Below are 21,215 nucleotides of genomic sequence, written 5' to 3'. Positions count from 1 at the left end.
ATCCTTTGAATCAGGCGCTTCCGCTTTTTATGTAATCCAGCTGCAGCGCCTAGCTTGCTGTGCAAAAGATGTTTAGTCCTCAGAAGGCAAAGAACCGCCTTCAGAGGACTAAACCCTATTTGCTTCGCAAGCTGACCAGGCGCTTCCGCTTTTTAATGATTCTATTAAAGTTCAAAAAGGAATAGAATGAAAGAGGTAGAACGTATATTAGGAGGCTGGGCAAGCGGCAAGTCTATTAATGGATTCTTATGGCATACTAATCTCCCAAGGAGCAGATTATGAATATACGGACTTACTATGTGAAAACGGCTAAGATATGCTTCCGGACTTCCTGGATTTCTTTGATTATGGCTGCAGCTTTCTTTGCACTGCATCTTTTTGGGGTTTTAACGGGCAATATTCTGGAGATTGAAGCACCCTTCATTCTTTTTAGCATAATAAGCTTTGCCGGTTATAGAGTATACGAAAACAGGGCACAGGGATTGCCAATAGAAGCGGTAACTTCATGCAAGCCGCTGGAGGAGCAAAGGAATTTGCTGGCGGCCTTTATGCCGGCTCCTACATTGAGAGTACTGCTTTTTGAACCGAACGGGGCACTTGCAGGAGAAATAAGAGATATGAACATGAGCTGGTATATGTGGATGATTCCGAATTCTGTTTCCTTGATTTTGCCTAAAAGGTATGGATTGTACAACTCAACGGGAAAACTGCTTGGTATGTATAATTTCGGCTGGGGCCTGCTGAACAAAGTGGTTATGAAAGACGGTGAAGGGCAGCTGATAGGGAGCTTTAAGGAAGTCTGGAAAAAATCCCTTTTCAAAGTGAATGGCATGATTGCTGGTGCGGGCGGGGAAGACTGGATCCCAGTCAGCATCGGCGGGCTGCTCAATGATTTTGAATTAATCACTTGCAGCGGCAAAAAGATTGTGAGGTTTCAAAAAGGCTGGATGCCTATCGAGTGGGGAGAGCGATTCAAGGAGATGAACACTCCCGTTCTCTCATTTAGCGAAGCAGCCGAAATGAAAGAAAAGGTGGCCGTGCTTGGTTTTTGTGCAGCAGTTTTACATCACAGAAAAAATTGAACAAACTATGGATAAGGCTCCTGCTGCATCAACGTGACAGGATGAGGCCCTGCAGAGGGAAGTCGTGGAAGCCTGGCGCACGCCCCGCGGAAAGCATAGCATCCTTGAGCGGAAATCAGCCGCTTGTTCAGGCAGCAGCAAAGTTTACGAAAACAGCCTTAAAAAAGAACTGCATGAATGCATAAATAATTCTTATAAAAAGCAATTTTGTTTGTTTTGTATTATAATGAGCAAGAAAAATACATAGAAAATAGGTGATCTTATGTCTTTATTGGATGAAATATTAGTGTATAACGAAAGATTTGTGGAAGAAGAGGAATATGAAAAGTATAAGGCAGGGAAGCTTCCTGAAAAAAGAATGGTTGTCTTAAGCTGCATGGACACAAGGCTTGTGGAACTGCTTCCTAAGTCCATGAACTTCAAAAACGGAGATGCCAAAGTTATTAAAACTGCGGGTGCGGTTGTTTCCCATCCGTTCGGAAGTGTCGTGAGGAGTATAATGGTTGCCGTTTACGAATTGAATGCTGATGAGGTATTTGTAGTTGGCCACCATGATTGCGGAATGTCCTCCATCAACAGTGAAAAGATGATTGGAAAAATGAAGGACAGGGGCATTACAGAAGAAACAATTGAAACGGTAGAGAACTCCGGCATTCACTTGGCAAACTGGCTCCGCGGTTTTGACAGTGTAGTGGAAAGCGTCACAAACAGTGTCGAAATTATCCGGAACCATCCGCTGCTTCCACCAAATATCCCGGTACACGGGCTTGTCATCTCTCCTGAAACCGGTAAACTTGACAAAGTTGTGGACGGCTACGAATTTCTTAAATAATAGATCGTGCTAGCTGTAAACATACGGCCATCTGGTGAAGTTGCTTTGCCTGCTCTGCGTCTAGAGACCCCAGCAGGCAAAATGAACTGGAGATATATAAACCCGCCAACGTGTAAAAAATGGTGCAGCAAGCGGTCCGCTGATGATATGGGAGAATAGTTTGATTTTCGGTGTTTTTCTGTTAAAATCACATAGTGTGGTTTGTCACTGTAACAAACGGGTGGGTGAGGGATAAACTAAATAAGGAATCTACTATGAATCGTTCTATTTTTCAAAGGCTTTTTAACATCCAAGAAAATGGGTCGACTTTCCGCAGAGAAATTCTTGCAGGGATAGTGAGTTATTTTACTATCGTCTACATTACCGTGGTAAATTCGCTGATTCTGTCTGAAGCAGGCATTCCATTTAACGGTGCAATCGTTGCGACAATTGTCACGTCTGCTGCAAGCTGCATCCTGATGGGGTTCTTTGCAAATGTCCCGATCATCCTTGTGCCGGGAATGGGGCTTAATGCATTATTTGCCTATACGATGGTTCAGGGAATGGGCCTATCCTGGCAATCTGCATTAGGTGCTGTATTTGTTTCCGGTGCCATCTTTGCGTTTATCGCCTTTACCCGTTTTTCCAAAGTTATCAGTGATTCAATTCCAAACTCATTAAAAGAAGGCATTTCAGTAGGGCTCGGATTATTTTTAATGTTCCTTGGGCTTGAAAAGGGCGGTTTGATCACCAAGAGTGCTTCATCGCTTTTAGCGCTTGGAAGCTTCAGCGACCCCAAAGTCATTGCAACAGCGCTGACCTTTATCATTGCCATTTCATTGTTCATCAAAAACGTGCCGGGCAGCTTTCTGATAACGATCATTGCCGGCAGTATCATTGCATACTGTCTTGGAACCATTTCATTCTCAGGAGTTTCGTTTAAAGGCATGGATGTTTCATCCTACGGAGATGTTTTTATGTCTCTATCCTTTGCCGAAGCTGGCCGCTTTGATTTCTGGGTAGCCGTATTTATCATGACAATGGTACTTGTGTTTGAAAACATCGGTCTTGTTCATGGACATGTGAACAGCATTAAAAGACCCGGACAGTATCAAAAGGCATTCCAGGCGACTGGAATCTCTGTATTGATTTCTGGCTTGGCAGGTTCAAGCCCAACGGTGGCAACGGTAGAAACAGCGGCTGGAATCGCATCTGGCGGCAGGACTGGCTTAACTTCGGTCATTACCGGGTTTCTTTTTATCGTTTCCATATTATTCATTCCGGTCATCAAGGTCATTCCTGACAGTGCCATTGCACCTATCTTGATCATTATAGGAATTTTAATGATGGAAAATATCAAGCATCTGAATTTCGGGGACTTTTCTGAAAGTGTGCCTGCCATTTTAATTATTGCCATGATTCCATTCACCTTCAGCATAGCTGACGGAATGGCCATCGGGTTTATCATGTATCCTATTTTGAAAATTGTAATTGGCAAGGCAAAAGAAGTTTCGCCGGTGCTTTATATCATTGGTGTGCTATTTTTAGCCTATTTCATAATCAGCACCATTAGCTGAACTGTAAAATCCAAAGGAAGCAGATATGTAAAATCTGCTTCCTTCTTCTGTTTTGCCGGCTTTTAGTCCTGAATATTTGTTCTTATACCAATAGACACATATTCCTTTTATTGTTAAAATGTAGGCATAATTATTCATGGATGACAGAGGAGTTTATAAATGGAAGTTTTTGTTGCCAGGCAGCCTATTTTTGGAAAAAATGATGAACTGACTGCTTACGAATTATTGTATCGCAATAGTATGGAAAATAGCTATCAAGCCGTTAATCATGATCAGGCCACTGCCGATGTAATTATTAACAGCTTTTTAAACATTGGGATTGACAGACTTTCTGATGGAAAGCCATGTTTTATTAATTTTACTGAAAATTTACTGGAACTGAACCTGCCGACATACTTTCCTCCCAGGGAAATAGTAGTTGAGATCCTTGAAACAGTCCCTGTGACAGAGCAATTGATCGGCATTTGTATATCTCTTAAAAAGCAGGGCTATAAGATTGCTTTGGATGACTTTGTTTTTAATAAAGAAAATCCCTTTTCAGAAAGATTGCTGCAAACAGCTGATATCATAAAAGTGGATTTTCTGAATACTCCAGAAAATATGAGAGAGCAAATAGAATCGATCTGCAAGCTGCTGAATGTAAAACTGCTGGCTGAAAAAGTAGAAACAAGGGAAGAATATGAGCTGGCAAAGAAACTGGGCTACGATTATTTTCAAGGATATTTTTTCTCTAAGCCCATTATATTGTCAACACATGATGTACCTTCTTTTTTTCATTCATATTATGAAATTATCCAGATTTTATCATTGCCCGAGCCGGATATCGATCATCTGACAAGTTTAATAGAGAAAGATTTGTCCCTATCTTATAAGCTGCTTAAATTAATCAATATGCCATCTTTCAGGCCGAAAAATAAAATAAATTCAATTCGCCAGGCGATTGTTTTTCTGGGATTGATTGAAATCCAAAAGTGGATCTTTGTACTGGCTGTGAGGGACTATAGCGGGGGGCAATCGAAGGCATCCAGTGAGATTGCCAGGATATGCCTGACGAGGGCCAGGGCATGCGAAAAAATTGCTTCACTTAGCCAGGCAGGAACGGCAGCACCGGGATTTTTTCTGGCAGGCATGTTTTCCCTGATGGATTCGATTATGGGGGTTCCTATGAAGGATGTACTGCAGGAACTTTCCCTGCATGAGGAAATTTCCCGGGCGTTGCTTGGAGAACATAATATCTATAAAAAAATTCTGGACTTGGCAATTGAAGTGGAAGGGGCAAATTGGGAAAGTGCTGAAAGGATGTGTGCCTCACTGGGATTTGACAGCAGCCAGGTTTTTGAAGCCTGTAAAGAAGCACTCTTCTGGTCCAGCGGCCTGCTTTCCGGAAATGCGGCTTCATCATAAAAAGGCTTTTTGCGGTTTGATGTACCTCCTTAGCTCAATAAGCAGCATTTTTTTTGCTGTATCGGAAGCCTGGATCCGATTTAGATCTTCAGGCTGCGGATAGATGCCAAACTGATTGATTAAAACGCGGATTTTACCTTCCCAGACCAATTGCTGTGATTCTGTCAAAATGGAAACTTCTGCAGAAATGACCTTTCCATTGGAATCTTCAGAAAGGACATGTCCTTTTGCCGGTACAAATAGATGGAACCAATAGACATGCTTTTTAAATACAGAACGGATTTTCATGATTGCACTCTCCTTATTGCCTTGGCCTTTTTTGCTCGCTCGAATAAATGGCCACTTGTTTGCTTGCCGCAAGAAAAAAAATCAGTATACTGGAAGTAACACTCAATTTTTGCAGAGCAGCATAGTATAATGAATGACATACATATACCCTTTTAAGCGAACAGATTAACACCGGGTTAAACATGGATTGGAGATGCTGGAATGATAATTGATTTACTGAAATGCCATGGATCTGGCAACGATTTTATATTAATCGATGAATTGACAAAAGATATAAGCTTTACGGATGATGAAAGAAGAAAGCTTGCCATTTCTTTATGCAACCGGAAAGGCAGCCTTGGCGGTGATGGTATTCTTTTTGTCATGAAGAGCAGCCGCGGGGATGCCAGGATGAGAGTATTCAATGCAGACGGATCTGAAGCGTCAATGTGCGGAAATGGCTTGCGCTGTGTGGCAAGGTTTGTCCATGAAACAGTTGCCAAGGACACATTAGTAATTGAAACGATGAAAAAAGACCTTGCCGTTGAACGGACCGAAGATATTTATGATGGCATTCCTACTTTTAAAGTGGAAATATCGCCCGTTTCTTTCAGGCTGAACGATCTGCCGCTCCGGCTTGGGCAAGAAACCCTGAAAAATGAAACAATCCCCGGGCTTTCGGATAGCCTGCGTTTTACTGCCCTTGCTGTGCCAAACCCTCATCTTGTTTCAATTGTAGAACAGGAAGTCCTGGATTCTGGCATTCAAGAGGAACTTGCCGAAAGTGTAAATAAGCCGAATGAGCTTTTTCCTGATGGAGTAAATGTAAGCTTTGTAAAGCATCTTGGGGAAAATAAAATTTTTGTCCGTACATTTGAAAGAGGAGTCGGCTTTACCAATGCCTGCGGAACAGCAATGTCTGCTTCAAGCCTTGTCGCCTGTTTGAACGGCAAAGCTAACGCGGAAGAAGAAATAGAAGTTTTTAATCCAGGCGGCAAAGTAAAGTGTGCTGTGCACTTGGATAAAAAAACAGGAGAATATACAATAGATTTGATTGGCAACGCAACATATGAGTATCGTGCATCCATAGCCGTCGACCTTGAAGAAACGGCAAAATTCAAGCTTCTGCATGAAACTAAAAGTACAAAAGAAACCAACCTATACTCAAAATTTGAAAACTCGGTGCGGGAACAAATTTTGGCATTCAAATAAGTACAAAATAAGGTGCATCCGATGATGCACCTTATTTTTTGTGCTTATTTAAAAAAGAAATGACCTCCTGAAATGGCTGGTTTGCTCTGTACTCTTCGTAATGTCTGAAAGGGCACCCATGGTTTCTGACCCTTTTGGCAGCATTTCTGATTGTAAAATCTTCAATGGCAATCTCATTCTCCAGCTCTTCCCAATAAAGAGGTGTCGCTGCACCCGCAAAGCTGTTGCCTCTTGCAGAATAAGGAACAATAATGGTCTTTCCTTCCCCGTGCTGAACAAAATCAAGATACAGCTTTCCATGTCTATTTTTTTTCATCCGTTCAATCGTGAAATCATCCGGAAAGGCGTTTAATAAATAATCTGCCAGAAAATCAGTGAAAAGACGGGTATCAGAATAGCTGTATGTATCAGCAGGGATCGGGATATGAATCTGCAGGCCTTTGTTGCCCGAGGTTTTTAACACCCCGCTAATAGAAATGGAATCGAGAAACCTCTTGATGGCTGCTGCAGCTTTGACTGCAAGCGGGAAAGAAGCGGATGAGGGAGGATCAAGGTCGAGTACTATTTCATCCGGCATGTTCTTGCCTGCTGAAAGGAAGGGTGCATGGAACTCAATGGCTAACTGGTTGCCCAGCCATAGCAGGGTTTGTATATCATTGCAAAGAATATAGGAGATATCTCCTTCCTTAAACGTATCGACAAATGAAGGGGTATATTCAGGTGCATTTTTCTGGTAAAAGCGTTCTTCAGACATGACTCCATGAGGATAGCGTATGGTTGTCAATGCTTTATTGTATAACCTCGGCAGCATCCAAGAGGATATATCCCTTAAATATTGTAAATACTCTATCTTTGTAATAATGCCCCCGTTGTCAGTGTTCCATATGGGCTTATCAGGAGATGTCATCTTAATGTTTTCAGGAAAAGTAAACTGTCCTTCTATAAATGCTTCCCAAGTACATTGAGATGGTTGTGCATCTACAAGAATTTTATGAAACTTTGGCTCACGAAGCTCACTTTCATCATAAGAATGCAGAAAATGAACAGATACACATATAGAAGGGTGAATGAAAAGAGAAGCACCGTCACTGCCTGCTGCATTACTTTTTATAACCTGTTCCAAAATATCTCTTTCATGCGAAGGAAGGCCGTTTTTCACCTGTCCCACGGGTATAATGTCATTTCCCCGGTAAACACCAAGGGAAAAGTAGCCATTTACCGTATTGAGCCCGGTGATAAAACAGGAAACAGTCCTCCAGTTTTTTATTTTTATCCATTCCTGTGTCCGCCTCCCTGCTTCCCAAAGGCTTGCTCCATGCTTTGCTACAATTCCTTCACCGTCATATAAAACCACCATATCCATTAATTCTTGGAAGTCCATGAAGGCAGGAATATATTGAATACAGGCATTATCCAGCGGATCAGGTGACTCTGGCATGCCTGGTATTCTGATAAATTCTTTTAACAGTTTTTTGCGTTCGCTGTAAGCGGTATTTAAAAGATTTTGTCCTTTGTATTCAATGAGATCAAAGGCCAGAAATATCGCCGGGGAATCATAAGAAGCATTTTCAATGGCTTCCCAATTTCCTAATCTCCCTCTCCATTGCAGGTGCATGAAATCGCTTTTGCACGGATTAACAAGCCAAGTCAGTTCGCCGTCCAGTTTGACAGGCAGGTAACCGTCAAGCATAGGCCTTATTGAATCAGCGTATCTTTGTATTTCGGGAAAATTAGGCAGCAGCTGCTTATTATTCCGGCTTAAAAGCTCTGTGTGTGATTCACCTATTGTCAATATTCCTCTAAACCCGTCATATTTGACTTCGTAGCTCCAAGACTCTCCAAGCGGGGGATCGCTTTTATATGTAGGAAGCATTGGTTTCATGAAGAACCCTCCTGTCTAAGGCTTGTTCATTTAGGATGTACAAGATCAGCATAAACTTGCATTGCCAATTTTTTTTACGGAAGGAATATAAAGAGCAGTGCACAATACCTAATAAAGGAGACTTAAAGCAGCTTCCTTTATAAAAGCCCTGTTAAAAATTGGAGGTTTGCGGCTCCAGCGGAAACCGGTAAAGAAGCATACGGAAGAGCCTGAAGCGGAAATCATCAAGTAACAGGAGCAGACAAAAAATCAGCAGGTGATAAATATGCACACAATGTGGAAAGGAAGCATAAGCTTTGGATTGGTGAATATTCCGGTCAAGCTGCATGCAGCCACTGAAGATAAAGACATTTCGCTTAGAAATTTGCACAAAGAGTGCCATTCCCCCATTAAGTATGAAAAAGTCTGTCCTGTCTGCAGCAAGGAAGTGGGCAAGGATGATATTGTCAGGGCCTACGAATATACAAAAGGGAAATATGTGATTCTTGAAGATGAAGAATTAACTATGCTTAAAAAGGAGAATGAAGAAAAGGCAGTCGAGATAATCGATTTTGTGAAATTGGAAGAAATTGATCCCATTTATTATAATAAAAGCTATTATATGTCTCCAAATGAAGGAGGAATAAAAGCTTATTCTCTCCTTCGGAAGGCACTGGAATCTTCCGGCAAAGCAGGTCTCGCAAAAATCATGATCCGTTCAAAGGAACAAATGGCAGTAATCCGGGTAATGGAAAACACACTCATCATGGAAACCATTCATTATCCTGATGAGGTTCGGCCGGCAGCAGATGTGCCTGGAATTCCTTCTGGGGATGCTATTTCAGATACTGAGTTATCAACGGCCATCATGCTTATTGATCAGCTGACGGCAGAGTTTAAGCCGGAAAAATATCATGACGAATACCGTACAGCACTTCTTGAACTGATTGAGTCCAAAAAATCAGGCAAGACGGTTACCGCAAAAGAAAAAGAACCGCAGGCAAGCAATATTACTGACCTGATGGCTGCCCTGCAGGCCTCTATCGATAAAACCAAGCCAAAACAGCCTGCCGCAAAGAAAAAAACAGCAAGAAAAAAGACGGCGATAAGAAAAAAAGAAGCTTAAAAGGGGAAGATGCCTTCTCCTTTTTTGTTATTTAATAATAAGCATGGGCCAAAGTATGATAAGATGATGGGAAAATGGATACTTTCCGAAAGGGAGGACAATCATGCAGCACATTATTCCCGCTTCAAGAAATATGAAGGAATTTGAAAAATTTCTTGAAAGCCCATTTAAAATCGGAGCCTTCCTTGAAATGCATATCTCACAGTTAAAATCGGCTGCAGCATTGGCGGAACAGCATGGGAAGAATATGATTTATCATATGGATTTGATCCATGGAATTAAAAATGACGAATACGGAACAGAATATATCTGTCAGGAATTCAAGCCTTACGGACTAATCTCCACCAAAATAAGTGTGATTCAAAGAGCAAAGAAAAAGGGCATTAAAGCAATACAGCGCATGTTTTTGATCGATTCCCATGCACTGGAAAAAAGCCTGCAGCTCATTGAAAAAACAAAGCCTGACTTTATTGAGCTTCTGCCGGGTGCAATGCCTTGGATCATCGAAGAAATCAAGTCAAAAGTGGACATTCCCATAATGGCAGGCGGTTTTATAAGAACCCGGCAGGAAGCAGAAAATGCCTTGAATTCCGGAGCGGTTGCCATAACCACTTCCAATTTAGAGCTTTGGAAGCTGTATAGCGACCCTGAACTTTGGTCGCCGGGCAAAATGCTTTTCAAATGAAAAAGAAAGCGTTATACTTTAAATAAGTTAATAAAATTGGTTGGAGAATTGGAGAGACCGCAAGTAGCATGGCTGCATATGGCAGCTGTGCGGTTTGCGGTCTTTTTTGTATGCATTTTTAACATAAACGCAAGCTATCAGGGTATTAAATAACTAAACGAAGCTATGAGGGGGAGATAGCATGAAGTTTTCTAATCTAAATCGCGTGAAAGTGACAGATAAGCTGCAGTCAAATGAGTATGACCTATTAATAATAGGAGGAGGAATAACCGGGTGCGGCATTTCTCTTGATGCGGCGTCACGGGGTCTTAAAACGGCACTGGTTGAGATGCAGGATTTTGCTTCAGGAACATCGAGCCGTTCTACAAAGCTCGTCCATGGAGGTTTGCGTTATTTAAAGCAGCTGGAGGTATCTTTAGTAGCCGAAGTAGGTAAAGAAAGAGCGATTGTTTATGAAAATGGCCCTCACGTAACAACACCGGAGTGGATGCTGCTTCCATTTCATGAAGGAGGAAATTTCGGTAAGTTTTCTACTTCAGTCGGGCTGCGTGTTTATGATTTTCTGGCAGGTGTCAAAAGAAAGGAAAGAAGGACGATGCTTTCAAGGGAAGAAACCCTTTCCAAGGCGCCTTTGGTCAAACAAACCGGTTTGAAAGGGGGCGGCTATTATGTTGAATATCGTACAGATGATGCGCGTTTAACGATTGAAGTGGCAAAAAAGGCTGCGGAGTTTGGAGCTGACCTTCTGAATTATGCCAAAGTAACTGATTTTGTATACAAGGACGGAAGGATAGCAGGAGCTGTAATCAAGGATATGCTGACAGGAGAGGAATTCACCATCACGGCAAAAAAAATCGTGAATGCGGCGGGTCCATGGGTAGATGACTTACGGGAAAAAGATCATTCAAAAAAAGGAAAGACCCTTCATTTAACGAAAGGCGTCCATATCGTGATTGATCAGAAACGATTTCCGCTCAAGCAGGCAGTTTACTTTGATACACCCGATAAGAGGATGGTATTTGCCATTCCGCGGGAAGGGAAAGCATATGTAGGAACAACGGATACCTTTTACGAAAATGACCCTGTCCATCCAAAAATGACTAAAGCAGACAGGGATTATCTGCTCGATGCAATTCATTACATGTTCCCTGATGTAGGCATTACAGAAGATGACGTCGAATCAAGCTGGGCAGGTGTGCGGCCGCTCATCCATGAAGACGGGAAAGACCCTTCGGAAATCTCAAGAAAAGATGAAATATGGGTTTCGGATTCCGGCCTGATTACCATTGCTGGAGGAAAGCTGACGGGATACAGGAAAATGTCAAAGCAGGTAACTGACAAGATTGCCCTGCAATTTGAAAAAGAGTACGGAATTAAATTTGATGTGTGCCAGACGGAACATATGCCGATTTCAGGAGGAGATGTCGGAGGGGCATCAAAATTTCAAAGCTATATAGAAAAAAGGGTGGAAGAAGGCACGCAAGCTGGATTATCTAGGGAATCTGCTGAAAAACTTGCAAAGAAATATGGGTCGAATGTCAGCAGGATCTTTCAAATCGTCCGTGAAAAAGGCAGCCTTGCAGACAAATATCATCTTCCTAAAGAGATTTTTGCTATGCTTGTTTATGCGATTGAAGATGAAGGTGCCGCTTCGCCAGATGATTTTCTTTTAAGAAGAACAGGTGCTATCCTGTTTGATATCGCTGGTGCAAAAAGGTGGAGCGAGGGAGTGACGGCCTATATGGAGGAAGTTTTTAGCTGGAGTGAGAGCAGGAAACTTGAAATGGCTAAGGTGCTGAAGGAACGTATAAGAGAAGCTGAGTTTCCCTTCGAGTTTTGATCAGCATGTAAAATAGATGTTATAAAATCCCAAAAGACTAGCTGTCCCTTCGAAAGGAGGCAGCTCGTCTTTTTTCTGATGCCAGAAAAAAGCCGCCCAATGATGAGCGGAAAAGAGGAAATCTATTTTAAAAAAACAATCAATATATAGGCGATATTATCAGTGGATCAACTATATATTGTATGGTAATAGTAACATGTCTCAATATCAAAAACAACAACTATTCAGAATTTTTAGTACTAAAGTAGTTATTTCATTAAAAAGGAACACACGTTCGTTGATTTGGCGGATTTATGGTATAATAGAAGGACGATAGACTGCTAGGATCGGGACTCCCCGAAAAAGGGGGTGATGCCTTTGACAATCTTTGAAACTTTTATGGCTATGTTTTCGTTTGCAACTCTCATAATTGCAATTTTGTCTTTTCACAATAAAAAATAGGCCATCCTAAAATGCACAAGGAGAGGCCTGTTTGCTGATAGAAGCCCGGTCCGACAGGAAAGTCTATCGCGGGACCGCAAATGCTGGCACATTTGCGGTTCTTTTTGTTTTTATCTATCATTAGAATACCATAAGATTACTGCCCTGTCACGAATACACCATGACCCTTATTTTATGGCGGCAAGCTTTAGTATACTTACATAAAGGGACTGTTAAAAAGCACTCTCCAAAATCAGCTGCGTTTCTATCAGATGTACTCACTAAAAGAGATGCTTAGAAAGAAAGGATGAAAAATAATGGTATTGCAAGGGAGCATTGTATCACTTCAAATAGGAAAACCGCAGGATGAGGCATTCAGCGGAATGAACATGAAAACAGCCATTAAAAAACAGAAAACAGAAATGGCGGAACTTGGTGCAAACGGGTTTTCCGGGGACGGAGTAGGCAATCCGGTGCACCATGGCGGACCTGAACGCGCTGTATGCTTTTACCCTGCAGAACATTATTCCCTGTGGGAAGATGAATTCCAGAAAACCATTGCGATGCCTGCTTTTGGTGAAAATCTGACCGTTCATGGAATGAAGGAAGAAGAAGTATGCATCGGTGATATTTTCAGAATTGGCAGAAGTGCTGCAGTCCAGGTAACACAAGGAAGGGTGCCATGCTCCACGATTTCTTTTTTCAATAATGAACCTCAATTCTTAAAGCGCATTTTGGACACGTGCTATACAGGTTACTTTGCAAAAATGATTGATGCTGGCACAATCAATGAAAATGATAATATAACTTTATTGCACCGCGCGCAAAAGCCCATTACCGTCTTACAGGCATCCAGAATTCTTCTGCACCAGGAGGGAGGCTTGGCAGCCGCTGAGGAATTGATTTCCGCAGAAGGGCTTGCAGAAGACTGGAAAAAAAGGCTGAAAAAAAGGCTTTCTTAATTTTCCTGATAGATAAACCTTGCTTAAGGGATAAGAGCTCAGTGTTTCTGTTAAAATCAGTGAGCTCTTATAACACCTTGAATTTTTTTAATTCTTTTTGCAATGGGCAGTAACACATACCGTTAATTGTGGCCGGACTTTCTTGAACTTAACAGAGATGCTGCGGAATCCTGCATGAAAGAGTGCTTGTTCAATTTCTATGGCATGGGACAGGGCTTTTTCCCGGGATGCGTCTTCCTCTCTTGGCTGTACAGTGATGGCGATGGCACCTCCATCCTTCATCAAATGGTGAATCCTGATTAATTCCTTCTTCGGATTTTTCCAAAGGGGATAGTTATTAACAGAAAAAACCTTATCGTATCTGTATAATTCCTGTTTAAAATCTGTCACATCCCCGCTGTGTAGCTTAAGCCTTCCCTCTTCTGCATATTTGTAATTTCTCTTTTCTGCTTCCTTAGTCATAGACTCTGAGACATCTATTCCATCTATTTTCACATTATGGTGCCTGCGGAAAATTTCCTTTATCGCATACCCTGGCCCAAATCCAATCTCAAGAAGATAATCCCCGGGCTTTATATTCAATAGGTCAATAGTCCAGCGGTTGATCCTGCGGTTTTCGAACAGCATTATTCTTCCGGCAAGCCTTCCTAATAGCCCGTCTGGCCTGCGGAATTGCTTAGCTAAAATTTCAATCAAAAAAATGCCTCCTTTCTCTTTGTGATTATAGTTTTGTTATTCACTTCTGCAGCTTTTGGTAAACATGGTACTGATTTTTTTAGTTTTTTTTGATCTTAAAAATCCTGTGCTGATATGCACACAGGGATTATAAGATCAAGCGATGGCCAAAGAAAAAAAAGAACGGTACGAGTATTGAACCTGGTTTTTTAGAAGGATATACATACTATTTTCCATAAAGTCTTGAAATTGGCTGCTTAATCATGTAAATTAAATGTAATTAATTTTTTTGAATATTAAAATTACATATCTTATCGAGAGAGGTGGAGGGACTGGCCCCATGAAGCCTCAGCAACCGGCAAATCGCCATGGTGCTAAATCCAGCAAGCAGAAGCTTGATAGATGAGGAGAATGTTTGAAACAGGCCTTCTTCCAAGAAGGCCTGTTTTTATATTATTTTCGAAGGGCATTGTTATGGTTCATTGCAAATTCCAGCACTTTTTTATTGGAATGGATGGGCTTGATTCACAGGGAGGCAGCTCGTCCCTGGAAGTCTGCCGTCAATAGCAGAGAGCAACAGCCAAGTATACAGTAAGCCCTTATAAAATTACACACAGATATTGAAAGCAGGTGTCATATGGATTTCCGGAACGAACTGAAAAAAAGGGTGCTTATCGGGGAGGGAGCCATGGGAACATTGCTGTATTCCCATGGAATTGATCATTGCTATGAGGAGCTTAATTCCACTGACCCAGGCCAGATAGAAACGATTCACAGGGCCTATTTAGAAGCGGGGGCCGATATTCTGCAATCCAATACCTATGGTGCAAACTACCATAAATTGAAGCGATACGGCCTTGAAGATGAAGTAAGCGCCATTAATCGCAATGGAGTTGCCATTGCAAGGAAGGCCTCGGAAGGAAAAGCGTTTGTTTTTGGGACGATTGGAGCGCTGAGGAGCATAAGGAAAAATGATCTTAGCATGGAGGAGATAAAACGCAGCTTTCGTGAGCAGCTTTACAGTATCCTGATGGAAGGGCCTGATGGTCTGATTCTTGAAACTTTTTATGACCTCGAAGAACTGGAGACCGTGCTGCCGATTGCCAGAAAAGAAACAGATCTTCCTATCATCTCCAATGTGACATTGCATGAAATAGGATACATGCAAAACGGCATTCATTTGAATGAAGCATTTCAAAGAATGGAACAGCTTGGTGCGGATGTTGCAGGCATAAACTGCAGGCTTGGACCGCATCATATGATCCGCTCTTTAGAAGAAGTTCCCCTAATGAAGAACACGCCTATATCCGTTTATCCAAATGCAAGCCTCCCTGAATATATCGATGGCAGGCTGATATATGAAGCCGTGCCGGAATACTTTGGCTCAAGTGCCTTAAAACTCAGGGAACAGGGGGCAGCAGTAATCGGCGGATGCTGCGGAACAACTCCGCTTCATATTGCAGAGGTAAAAAAGAAGCTAGGCATTATCCCTCCTGTTACACAAAAAGAAATTAAGGCCAGAAAAATAGAAATTATCGAGATAATTGATGATAAAACACCCGCACTGCACCAGCTTGCCAAAAGAAAACGGACGGTTCTCGTTGAGCTTGACCCGCCAAAGAAACTCGGAATTGAACCTTTTATGATGGGTGCTAAAGCACTTTTGGATGCAGGTGCTGATTCCGTTACCCTTGCTGACAACTCGCTCGCAACGCCGAGAATCAGCAATGCAGCTCTTGGCGTAATGCTGAAGAATCAGATGGGGGCCAATCCTTTGATACATCTGACCTGCAGGGACAGAAACCTGATTGGACTGCAGTCTCATTTAATGGGACTTCAGACGCTGGGGCTGAATGAACTGCTTGTTGTGACTGGAGATCCGTCGAAAATTGGAGATTTTCCTGGAGCTACTTCTGTTTATGACCTTTCTTCTTTCGATTTGATCAGCCTTGTCAAGCAATTCAATGAGGGTTTATCCTTTTCTGGGCAAAGCCTTGGACAGCAATCCCATTTTAAAATTGCTGCAGCATTTAACCCAAACGTTAAGTATCTCGATAAAGCTGTACAAAGGATGGAAAAGAAAATTACCTGCGGGGCACAATCCTTCCTGACCCAGCCGATTTATTCCGTAAACCAGATGGAAGAAGTATATGAAGCGACCAAACATCTTGATACACCTGTTTTTGCAGGCATCATGCCGCTGACAAGTGCCAGAAATGCTGAATTTATTCATAATGAAATACCGGGCATTACACTCCCTGATGATGTGCGCCGTGCAATGGCAGCCGCAGGCAGCAATCCGCTGCTTGCCAGGAATGAAGGGCTTGCCATTGCAAAATCTTTGGCAGATGCGGCGATGGAAAAGTTTCAAGGGATTTATTTAATTACTCCGTTTATGCGCTATGAAATGACCGTAGTGCTGACTGAGCATATCAGGAAGACGGATAGTATGAAATTGGCAGGGGTGACAGCATATGAGTGAAAATCTTCTAGTAAATCAGATGAAAAAGAAAATATTGATCTTGGATGGTGCAATGGGAACTATGATTCAGGCTGAAAACCTCACCGAAGCAGATTTTGGCGGTGAAGCGTATGATGGATGCAATGAATATCTTTCGCTTGCAGCCCCAGAGATTATTTTGTCCATTCATGAAGCATATTTAAAAGCAGGGGCCGATATTATTGAAACCAATAGTTTTGGAGCTACGAGCATTGTGCTGGAGGAATATGGGCTAGATGGCATGGCATATGAACTGAATAAAGCTTCTGCAAGGCTGGCAAGAGCAGCATGTGATAAATTTTCAACAGTCAGCTGGCCGCGGTTTGCGGCAGGCTCGATGGGCCCAACCACCAAAACCCTTTCCGTTACAGGAGGGGCGCATTTTGATGAATTATCTTCCTCTTATGAAGAGCAGGCAAGAGGTTTGCTGGACGGAGGTTCGGATCTGCTTCTAGTTGAAACCTGCCAGGATATGCTGAATGTTAAGGCTGCTTTTTTAGGAATTAAATCAGCCTTTAAGAAATCAGGAAGAACGGTGCCGATCATCATTTCCGGAACGATCGAACCGATGGGAACAACGCTCGCCGGGCAATCCATCGAAGCATTTTATTTATCCTGTGAGCATATGGATCCGCTGGCGGTCGGGCTGAATTGTGCAACAGGGCCGGAGTTTATGATTGACCATATCCGTACACTGTCGGGGCTGTCTCACCATGCGGTAAGCTGTTATCCGAATGCCGGGCTGCCGGATGAAGAAGGCCATTATCATGAATCGCCAGTTTCCCTGGCGGAAAAAATGAAGCAATTTGCCCAAAAGGGCTGGGTCAACATTATTGGCGGCTGCTGCGGAACTACACCAGCCCACATTGAGGCGCTGTCTGCTGCCTTAAAGGATGTTCTGCCAAGGGAACTTCCTGAAAACACCCACAATCACGCGATTGCAGGCATAGAGCCTCTCATATACGATGAAACGATGAGGCCGCTGTTTGTCGGAGAGAGGACAAATGTAATAGGGTCCCGCAAATTCAAAGAGCTGATTCGTGATAAGAAATATGAGCAGGCAGCAGAGGTTGCGAGAGCACAAGTGAAAAAGGGCGCCCATGTGATTGATATCTGCCTGGCTGACCCTGATGGCGACGAATTCGGTGATATGATGGAATTTGTCAGGGAGGCTGTGAAGAAAGTCAAGGTACCCTTAGTTATAGATACTACAGATGAAGCCGTGCTTGAGCAGGCACTGAAGAATTCACAGGGGAAAAGCATCATCAATTCAATTAATCTTGAAGATGGTGAAGATCGTTTTGAAAAAATCACCCCATACATTCATCAATACGGGGCCGCTGTAGTTGTTGGGACGATTGATGAAATGGGAATGGCAATTGATGTGAAAAGAAAACTTGAAATTGCCGGCAGGTCCATGGATCTGCTTGTTAATAAATATAAAATCAATCCTAAGGATATCATCTTTGACCCGCTCGTTTTTCCCGTTGGGACTGGTGATGAGCAATATCTGGGCTCTTGCTCCGAAACGGTAAAAGGCATCCGGAGCATCAAGGAAAAATATCCGCATTGCCAGACGATCCTGGGCATCTCCAATGTTTCTTTTGGCTTGCCGGCAAGGGGGCGGGAAATTCTTAATGCTGTATTTTTATATCACTGCACAAAAGCAGGTCTGGATTATGCGATTGTCAACACGGAAAAATTAGAGCGTTTTGCTTCTATTCCCAAGGAAGAGGTCCGCCTTGCAGAGGAACTGCTTTTTAATACCACGAAAGAAGCATTAGCCGCTTTTACAGAGTTTTACCGCGGAAAGAAAACGGAGAGGAAAGTCAGCAGTGCATTGCTTCCGCTGCATGAAAGGCTTGCGAACTACATTATAGAGGGAACAAAAGAGGGTCTTTTGGCGGATCTTGATACCGCCCTGAAAGAGGGAAGAGAGCCGCTTGCCATCATTAATGGCCCGCTGATGGACGGTATGGCTGAAGTAGGCAGGCTTTTCAACGATAACAAGCTGATTGTAGCGGAGGTTCTCCAAAGTGCAGAAGCGATGAAGGCTGCAGTGTCATACTTGGAACCTCTTATGACTGGGGATACAAGCGCAAAAAAAGGCAAGCTGCTGTTGGCAACAGTAAAAGGCGATGTACATGATATCGGAAAAAATTTAGTTGAAATCATCCTCTCGAATAACGGTTTTGAAGTTGTTGATCTGGGAATCAAGGTCCAGACACAGCAGATTATTGAAGCGGTCCGTACACATAATCCAACGGTTATCGGGCTTTCTGGCCTCCTTGTTAAATCTGCACAGCAAATGGTGATAACGGCACAGGATTTAAAGCAGGCGGGAATAAATGTGCCAATCCTTGTAGGCGGCGCTGCATTATCCCGAAAATTTACAGATTTTAAGATTTCGCCGGAATATGATGGGCCTGTCATATATTCGAAGGATGCCATGGACGGGCTATCAGCTGCGAATATGCTTCATGATGAAAGTAAGAAAGATGAATTTCTCCTTAATCTGGATCAAAAAAGAAACAAAGCAGAACAAAATGCAAAAGCTGTTTCCTTGTTAGAAAGGCCGCAGATTGCCAAAAAGGCCGCATTTATTATTTCAAGAGATGTTGATGTAAAAAAACCTGCAGACATCAGGCGGCATATCTTGAAAAATTACCCTCTGGAATTAGTTTTGCCTTATGTTAATAAACAGATGCTGATAGGGCATCACTTGGGGTTAAAAGGAAAAGTGGATGTACTGCTTCGGGAGGGAAATGAAAAAGCCGCATTTTTAAATGAGCTGATAAATGAACTTGTGGACATGCTGAAAACAAATCCTGAATTTAGCTTAAATGGCGTATATCAGTTTTTCCCTTCCCAAAGTGAAGGAAATAAAATCCATATCTATAATCCTGAAAATCCGGGGGAAGTGGCCGAAACCTTTGATTTCCCCCGCCAAAACGGGGAAATGGGATTATGCCTTGCCGATTATGTTAAACCAGTAAGTTCTGGCATCATGGATTATACGGGATTTTTCACTGTATCTGCAGGCAAGGGAATCAGGCTAAAGGCTGAAGAACTAAAGAAAGAAGGAGACTTCTTAAAAAGCCATGCACTGCAGGCACTGGCACTTGAAATGGCTGAAGGGTTTGCTGAAAGGCTTCACCATATCATGAGAAATGACTGGGGAATCAGCGATCATTTGGATATGACCATGAAAGAAAGACTGGCAGCAAAATATATAGGCCAAAGATTCTCTTTTGGATATCCAGCCTGTCCGGATCTTGAGGACCAGGCTAAGCTATTCAGGCTGCTGCAGCCAGAGGAAATTGGCATCTCACTTACCGAGGGCTTTATGATGGAGCCTGAGGCTTCGGTTTCTGCAGTTGTATTTTCACATCCGCAGGCAAGGTATTTTGATGCAAACAGGGCGGATATCTAAAATGAAGTAACATCCGGACATGGGTATTGCCAGATTTCTTTCTTCTGTGAATGAGTTTCCTCCGGTTGAGCACCTTATGAATAACAAGGGGGAACTGTAATGAAAATCGTTCTGTGTTTCATGATGTTATTTATATGTATGTTAGGGACTGGTCCGGATTCAATTGCAGCAGAAAAAACGGCTGAAGGATTTCAAGGCGGCAATGGTGAAAAACAGCAATGGAAAACTGTGCCTGAGGAGCTGACTCCGCTGGAACTTGCTGACAGAGCCGGCCGGAAAGTGGCCTATCTGACTTTTGATGACGGCCCCTCCCCACATACCCTGGATATTTTAGATATACTTGACCGGTATCATATCAAAGCCACTTTCTTTGTAATGGGAAACGAAGAAAAATATGCAGAACAGGGCTATAAAGAAATGATAAGAAGAGGCCATACAGTGGCATTGCATTCATATACCCATGATTATTCGGTGATTTATCGGGATAAGGAAAAATTTTTTCAGGATGTAAATAGGCTGGAACAGATGCTTCAAAAGAAATACGGAATTACATCCAAGTACATCCGATTCCCCGGAGGAAGCAAAAATAGGGTGATCAGCCAAAATGTCAAAAAGGAAATGATGGATGGCATCCTCCGTGAGCTGAAGGATAAAGGCTATGTGTATTGTGATTGGAATGTTGATTCTACAGATGGCATCAGTCCGGCAATAAGCACAGGCACTATTATAAATTCTGTGCTGAAAGGGGCCCGAAACCAAAAAAAGGCCATTATTCTGCTTCATGATATTAATAGTATGAAAAATACAGTTACAGCCCTCCCGGCCATTATTGAAGGGCTGAAAAGCCAGGGATATGAATTTGATATGATTCAGGAAAATGCCCCAATCGTACATTTTCGCTGAAAAAGACAAATTGAACTTAGCCTTAATAAATAGAAATTTATAGAAAGGACTGGAACACCAAAAAGTACTAAAGCAGGACCATTGCCCTAATTTAATGAGAAAAGCCGGAAAACACGAAGAAGGTGTTTTATCCGGCTTTTTCTATTGTTCAAGCGTATAGGCCAGCCTTTGTTTGAATTTTTTCGGCAGCTGCAAAAAAATAAAAAATTTGTAGAACAAAGAAAGTTATATTTTGTTATAATGGTTTCGTCAGATGTAAGGGTTTTTATGATATTTTCTTCCAGACCCTGATTTATTTCCTTGAAGAAAAAAAATGTCGAAACAGCGAAAAATGGCCTAATTCAGAAAAAAATTAAGTAAAAGCTTTAAAATACTGAATAAAGCAGAATATTTTCTTGGAATTAGCTGATCAAGGCGAGGAATCTCTTTGGAAATTTCATTGAAAACATGGTAATAT

16 protein-coding genes and 1 riboswitch are annotated in these 21,215 nt (G+C 42.3%); of the genes, 13 read left to right on the top strand and 3 right to left on the bottom strand.

Features of this window, described 5'->3' with window-relative positions; all coding sequences use genetic code 11:
• Positions 1-278 precede the first annotated feature (278 nt).
• From BIV59_RS20850 to BIV59_RS20830, 4 genes are all read left to right on the top strand, one after another.
• Positions 279-1,082, top strand: a complete 804-nt coding sequence (locus BIV59_RS20850; RefSeq protein ID WP_071353389.1) for a hypothetical protein — start codon at positions 279-281, stop codon at positions 1,080-1,082.
• Positions 1,083-1,344: 262 nt separating this feature from the next.
• On the top strand, positions 1,345-1,914 hold the full coding sequence (locus tag BIV59_RS20840; RefSeq protein ID WP_071353387.1) for a beta-class carbonic anhydrase: 570 nt from the start codon (positions 1,345-1,347) through the stop codon (positions 1,912-1,914).
• 254 nt (positions 1,915-2,168) lie between these two features.
• On the top strand, positions 2,169-3,470 hold the full coding sequence (locus BIV59_RS20835; RefSeq protein WP_071353386.1) for an NCS2 family permease: 1,302 nt from the start codon (positions 2,169-2,171) through the stop codon (positions 3,468-3,470).
• Positions 3,471-3,629: 159 nt separating this feature from the next.
• Positions 3,630-4,874, top strand: a complete 1,245-nt coding sequence (locus tag BIV59_RS20830; RefSeq protein WP_071353385.1) for an EAL and HDOD domain-containing protein — start codon at positions 3,630-3,632, stop codon at positions 4,872-4,874.
• Here the strand turns inward: BIV59_RS20830 and BIV59_RS20825 are convergent.
• The gene (locus BIV59_RS20825) at positions 4,869-5,162 is read right to left on the bottom strand and encodes a hypothetical protein (protein WP_071353384.1); all 294 of its coding nucleotides are present in this window, start codon (positions 5,160-5,162) and stop codon (positions 4,869-4,871) included. The two genes, BIV59_RS20830 and BIV59_RS20825, sit on opposite strands and share 6 nt — an antisense overlap.
• A gap of 201 nt (positions 5,163-5,363) precedes the next feature.
• On the opposite strand from BIV59_RS20825, the gene dapF reads away from it, so the two are divergent.
• Positions 5,364-6,353 (top strand): diaminopimelate epimerase, encoded by a 990-nt coding sequence (gene dapF / locus BIV59_RS20820; RefSeq protein ID WP_071353383.1) that lies wholly within the window; start codon positions 5,364-5,366, stop codon positions 6,351-6,353.
• A 31-nt stretch (positions 6,354-6,384) separates the two neighbouring features.
• Here the strand turns inward: dapF and ligD are convergent, their stop codons facing one another.
• Complete coding sequence (gene ligD, locus BIV59_RS20815) at positions 6,385-8,235, bottom strand: DNA ligase D (RefSeq protein WP_071353382.1); 1,851 nt, start codon at positions 8,233-8,235, stop codon at positions 6,385-6,387.
• A 265-nt stretch (positions 8,236-8,500) separates the two neighbouring features.
• Between ligD and ku the strand changes: the two genes are divergently transcribed.
• From ku to BIV59_RS20795, 5 genes are all read left to right on the top strand, one after another.
• A complete protein-coding gene (gene ku, locus BIV59_RS20810; protein ID WP_071353381.1) occupies positions 8,501-9,340 on the top strand; it encodes a non-homologous end joining protein Ku in 840 nt (279 codons plus the stop codon).
• A 103-nt stretch (positions 9,341-9,443) separates the two neighbouring features.
• The gene (locus tag BIV59_RS20805) at positions 9,444-10,025 is read left to right on the top strand and encodes a glycerol-3-phosphate responsive antiterminator (protein WP_071353380.1); all 582 of its coding nucleotides are present in this window, start codon (positions 9,444-9,446) and stop codon (positions 10,023-10,025) included.
• A gap of 181 nt (positions 10,026-10,206) precedes the next feature.
• On the top strand, positions 10,207-11,865 hold the full coding sequence (locus BIV59_RS20800) for a glycerol-3-phosphate dehydrogenase/oxidase (RefSeq protein WP_071353379.1): 1,659 nt from the start codon (positions 10,207-10,209) through the stop codon (positions 11,863-11,865).
• Positions 11,866-12,216: 351 nt separating this feature from the next.
• Positions 12,217-12,306, top strand: a complete 90-nt coding sequence (locus tag BIV59_RS24580; protein ID WP_371261463.1) for a putative holin-like toxin — start codon at positions 12,217-12,219, stop codon at positions 12,304-12,306.
• A gap of 296 nt (positions 12,307-12,602) precedes the next feature.
• Positions 12,603-13,247 carry an MOSC domain-containing protein gene (locus BIV59_RS20795; protein ID WP_071353378.1) on the top strand — a complete coding sequence of 215 codons (645 nt, stop codon included), beginning with the start codon at positions 12,603-12,605 and terminating at the stop codon, positions 13,245-13,247.
• 87 nt (positions 13,248-13,334) lie between these two features.
• Here BIV59_RS20795 and BIV59_RS20790 read toward each other — a convergent pair whose 3' ends face one another.
• Positions 13,335-13,943: a class I SAM-dependent methyltransferase gene (locus BIV59_RS20790; protein WP_071353377.1), complete on the bottom strand. Its 609-nt coding sequence runs from the start codon at positions 13,941-13,943 to the stop codon at positions 13,335-13,337.
• Between the two features lie 287 nt (positions 13,944-14,230).
• Positions 14,231-14,331: riboswitch (SAM riboswitch) on the top strand.
• Between the two features lie 228 nt (positions 14,332-14,559).
• On the opposite strand from BIV59_RS20790, the gene BIV59_RS20785 reads away from it, so the two are divergent.
• From BIV59_RS20785 to BIV59_RS20775, 3 genes are all read left to right on the top strand, one after another.
• Entirely contained in the window at positions 14,560-16,404 is a 1,845-nt protein-coding gene (locus BIV59_RS20785) for a bifunctional homocysteine S-methyltransferase/methylenetetrahydrofolate reductase (RefSeq protein ID WP_071353376.1), read from the top strand.
• Positions 16,397-19,855, top strand: a complete 3,459-nt coding sequence (gene metH / locus BIV59_RS20780) for a methionine synthase (protein WP_071353375.1) — start codon at positions 16,397-16,399, stop codon at positions 19,853-19,855. The genes BIV59_RS20785 and metH overlap by 8 nt, the downstream gene beginning before the upstream one ends.
• A gap of 99 nt (positions 19,856-19,954) precedes the next feature.
• A complete protein-coding gene (locus BIV59_RS20775) occupies positions 19,955-20,758 on the top strand; it encodes a polysaccharide deacetylase family protein (RefSeq protein WP_071353374.1) in 804 nt (267 codons plus the stop codon).
• Positions 20,759-21,215 lie beyond the last annotated feature (457 nt).

It is taken from the genome of Bacillus sp. MUM 13 (genome assembly GCF_001866725.1).
GTDB lineage: Bacteria > Bacillota > Bacilli > Bacillales > DSM-1321 > Peribacillus.
This window is presented reverse-complemented; position numbering and strand designations above follow the sequence as displayed.

Excerpts from the sequence above, each read along its gene's own strand:
- BIV59_RS20840 (WP_071353387.1), top strand. The coding sequence starts at position 1,345 with ATGTCTTTATTGGATGAAATATTAGTGTATAACGAAAGATTTGTGGAA.
- dapF (WP_071353383.1), top strand. The coding sequence starts at position 5,364 with ATGATAATTGATTTACTGAAATGCCATGGATCTGGCAACGATTTTATA.
- BIV59_RS20795 (WP_071353378.1), top strand. The coding sequence starts at position 12,603 with ATGGTATTGCAAGGGAGCATTGTATCACTTCAAATAGGAAAACCGCAG.
- BIV59_RS20830 (WP_071353385.1), top strand. The coding sequence starts at position 3,630 with ATGGAAGTTTTTGTTGCCAGGCAGCCTATTTTTGGAAAAAATGATGAA.
- BIV59_RS20785 (WP_071353376.1), top strand. The coding sequence starts at position 14,560 with ATGGATTTCCGGAACGAACTGAAAAAAAGGGTGCTTATCGGGGAGGGA.
- ligD (WP_071353382.1), bottom strand. The coding sequence starts at position 8,235 with ATGAAACCAATGCTTCCTACATATAAAAGCGATCCCCCGCTTGGAGAG.
- BIV59_RS24580 (WP_371261463.1), top strand. The coding sequence starts at position 12,217 with ATGCCTTTGACAATCTTTGAAACTTTTATGGCTATGTTTTCGTTTGCA.
- BIV59_RS20835 (WP_071353386.1), top strand. The coding sequence starts at position 2,169 with ATGAATCGTTCTATTTTTCAAAGGCTTTTTAACATCCAAGAAAATGGG.
- BIV59_RS20850 (WP_071353389.1), top strand. The coding sequence starts at position 279 with ATGAATATACGGACTTACTATGTGAAAACGGCTAAGATATGCTTCCGG.
- BIV59_RS20805 (WP_071353380.1), top strand. The coding sequence starts at position 9,444 with ATGCAGCACATTATTCCCGCTTCAAGAAATATGAAGGAATTTGAAAAA.
- metH (WP_071353375.1), top strand. The coding sequence starts at position 16,397 with ATGAGTGAAAATCTTCTAGTAAATCAGATGAAAAAGAAAATATTGATC.
- BIV59_RS20825 (WP_071353384.1), bottom strand. The coding sequence starts at position 5,162 with ATGAAAATCCGTTCTGTATTTAAAAAGCATGTCTATTGGTTCCATCTA.
- BIV59_RS20800 (WP_071353379.1), top strand. The coding sequence starts at position 10,207 with ATGAAGTTTTCTAATCTAAATCGCGTGAAAGTGACAGATAAGCTGCAG.
- BIV59_RS20775 (WP_071353374.1), top strand. The coding sequence starts at position 19,955 with ATGAAAATCGTTCTGTGTTTCATGATGTTATTTATATGTATGTTAGGG.
- ku (WP_071353381.1), top strand. The coding sequence starts at position 8,501 with ATGCACACAATGTGGAAAGGAAGCATAAGCTTTGGATTGGTGAATATT.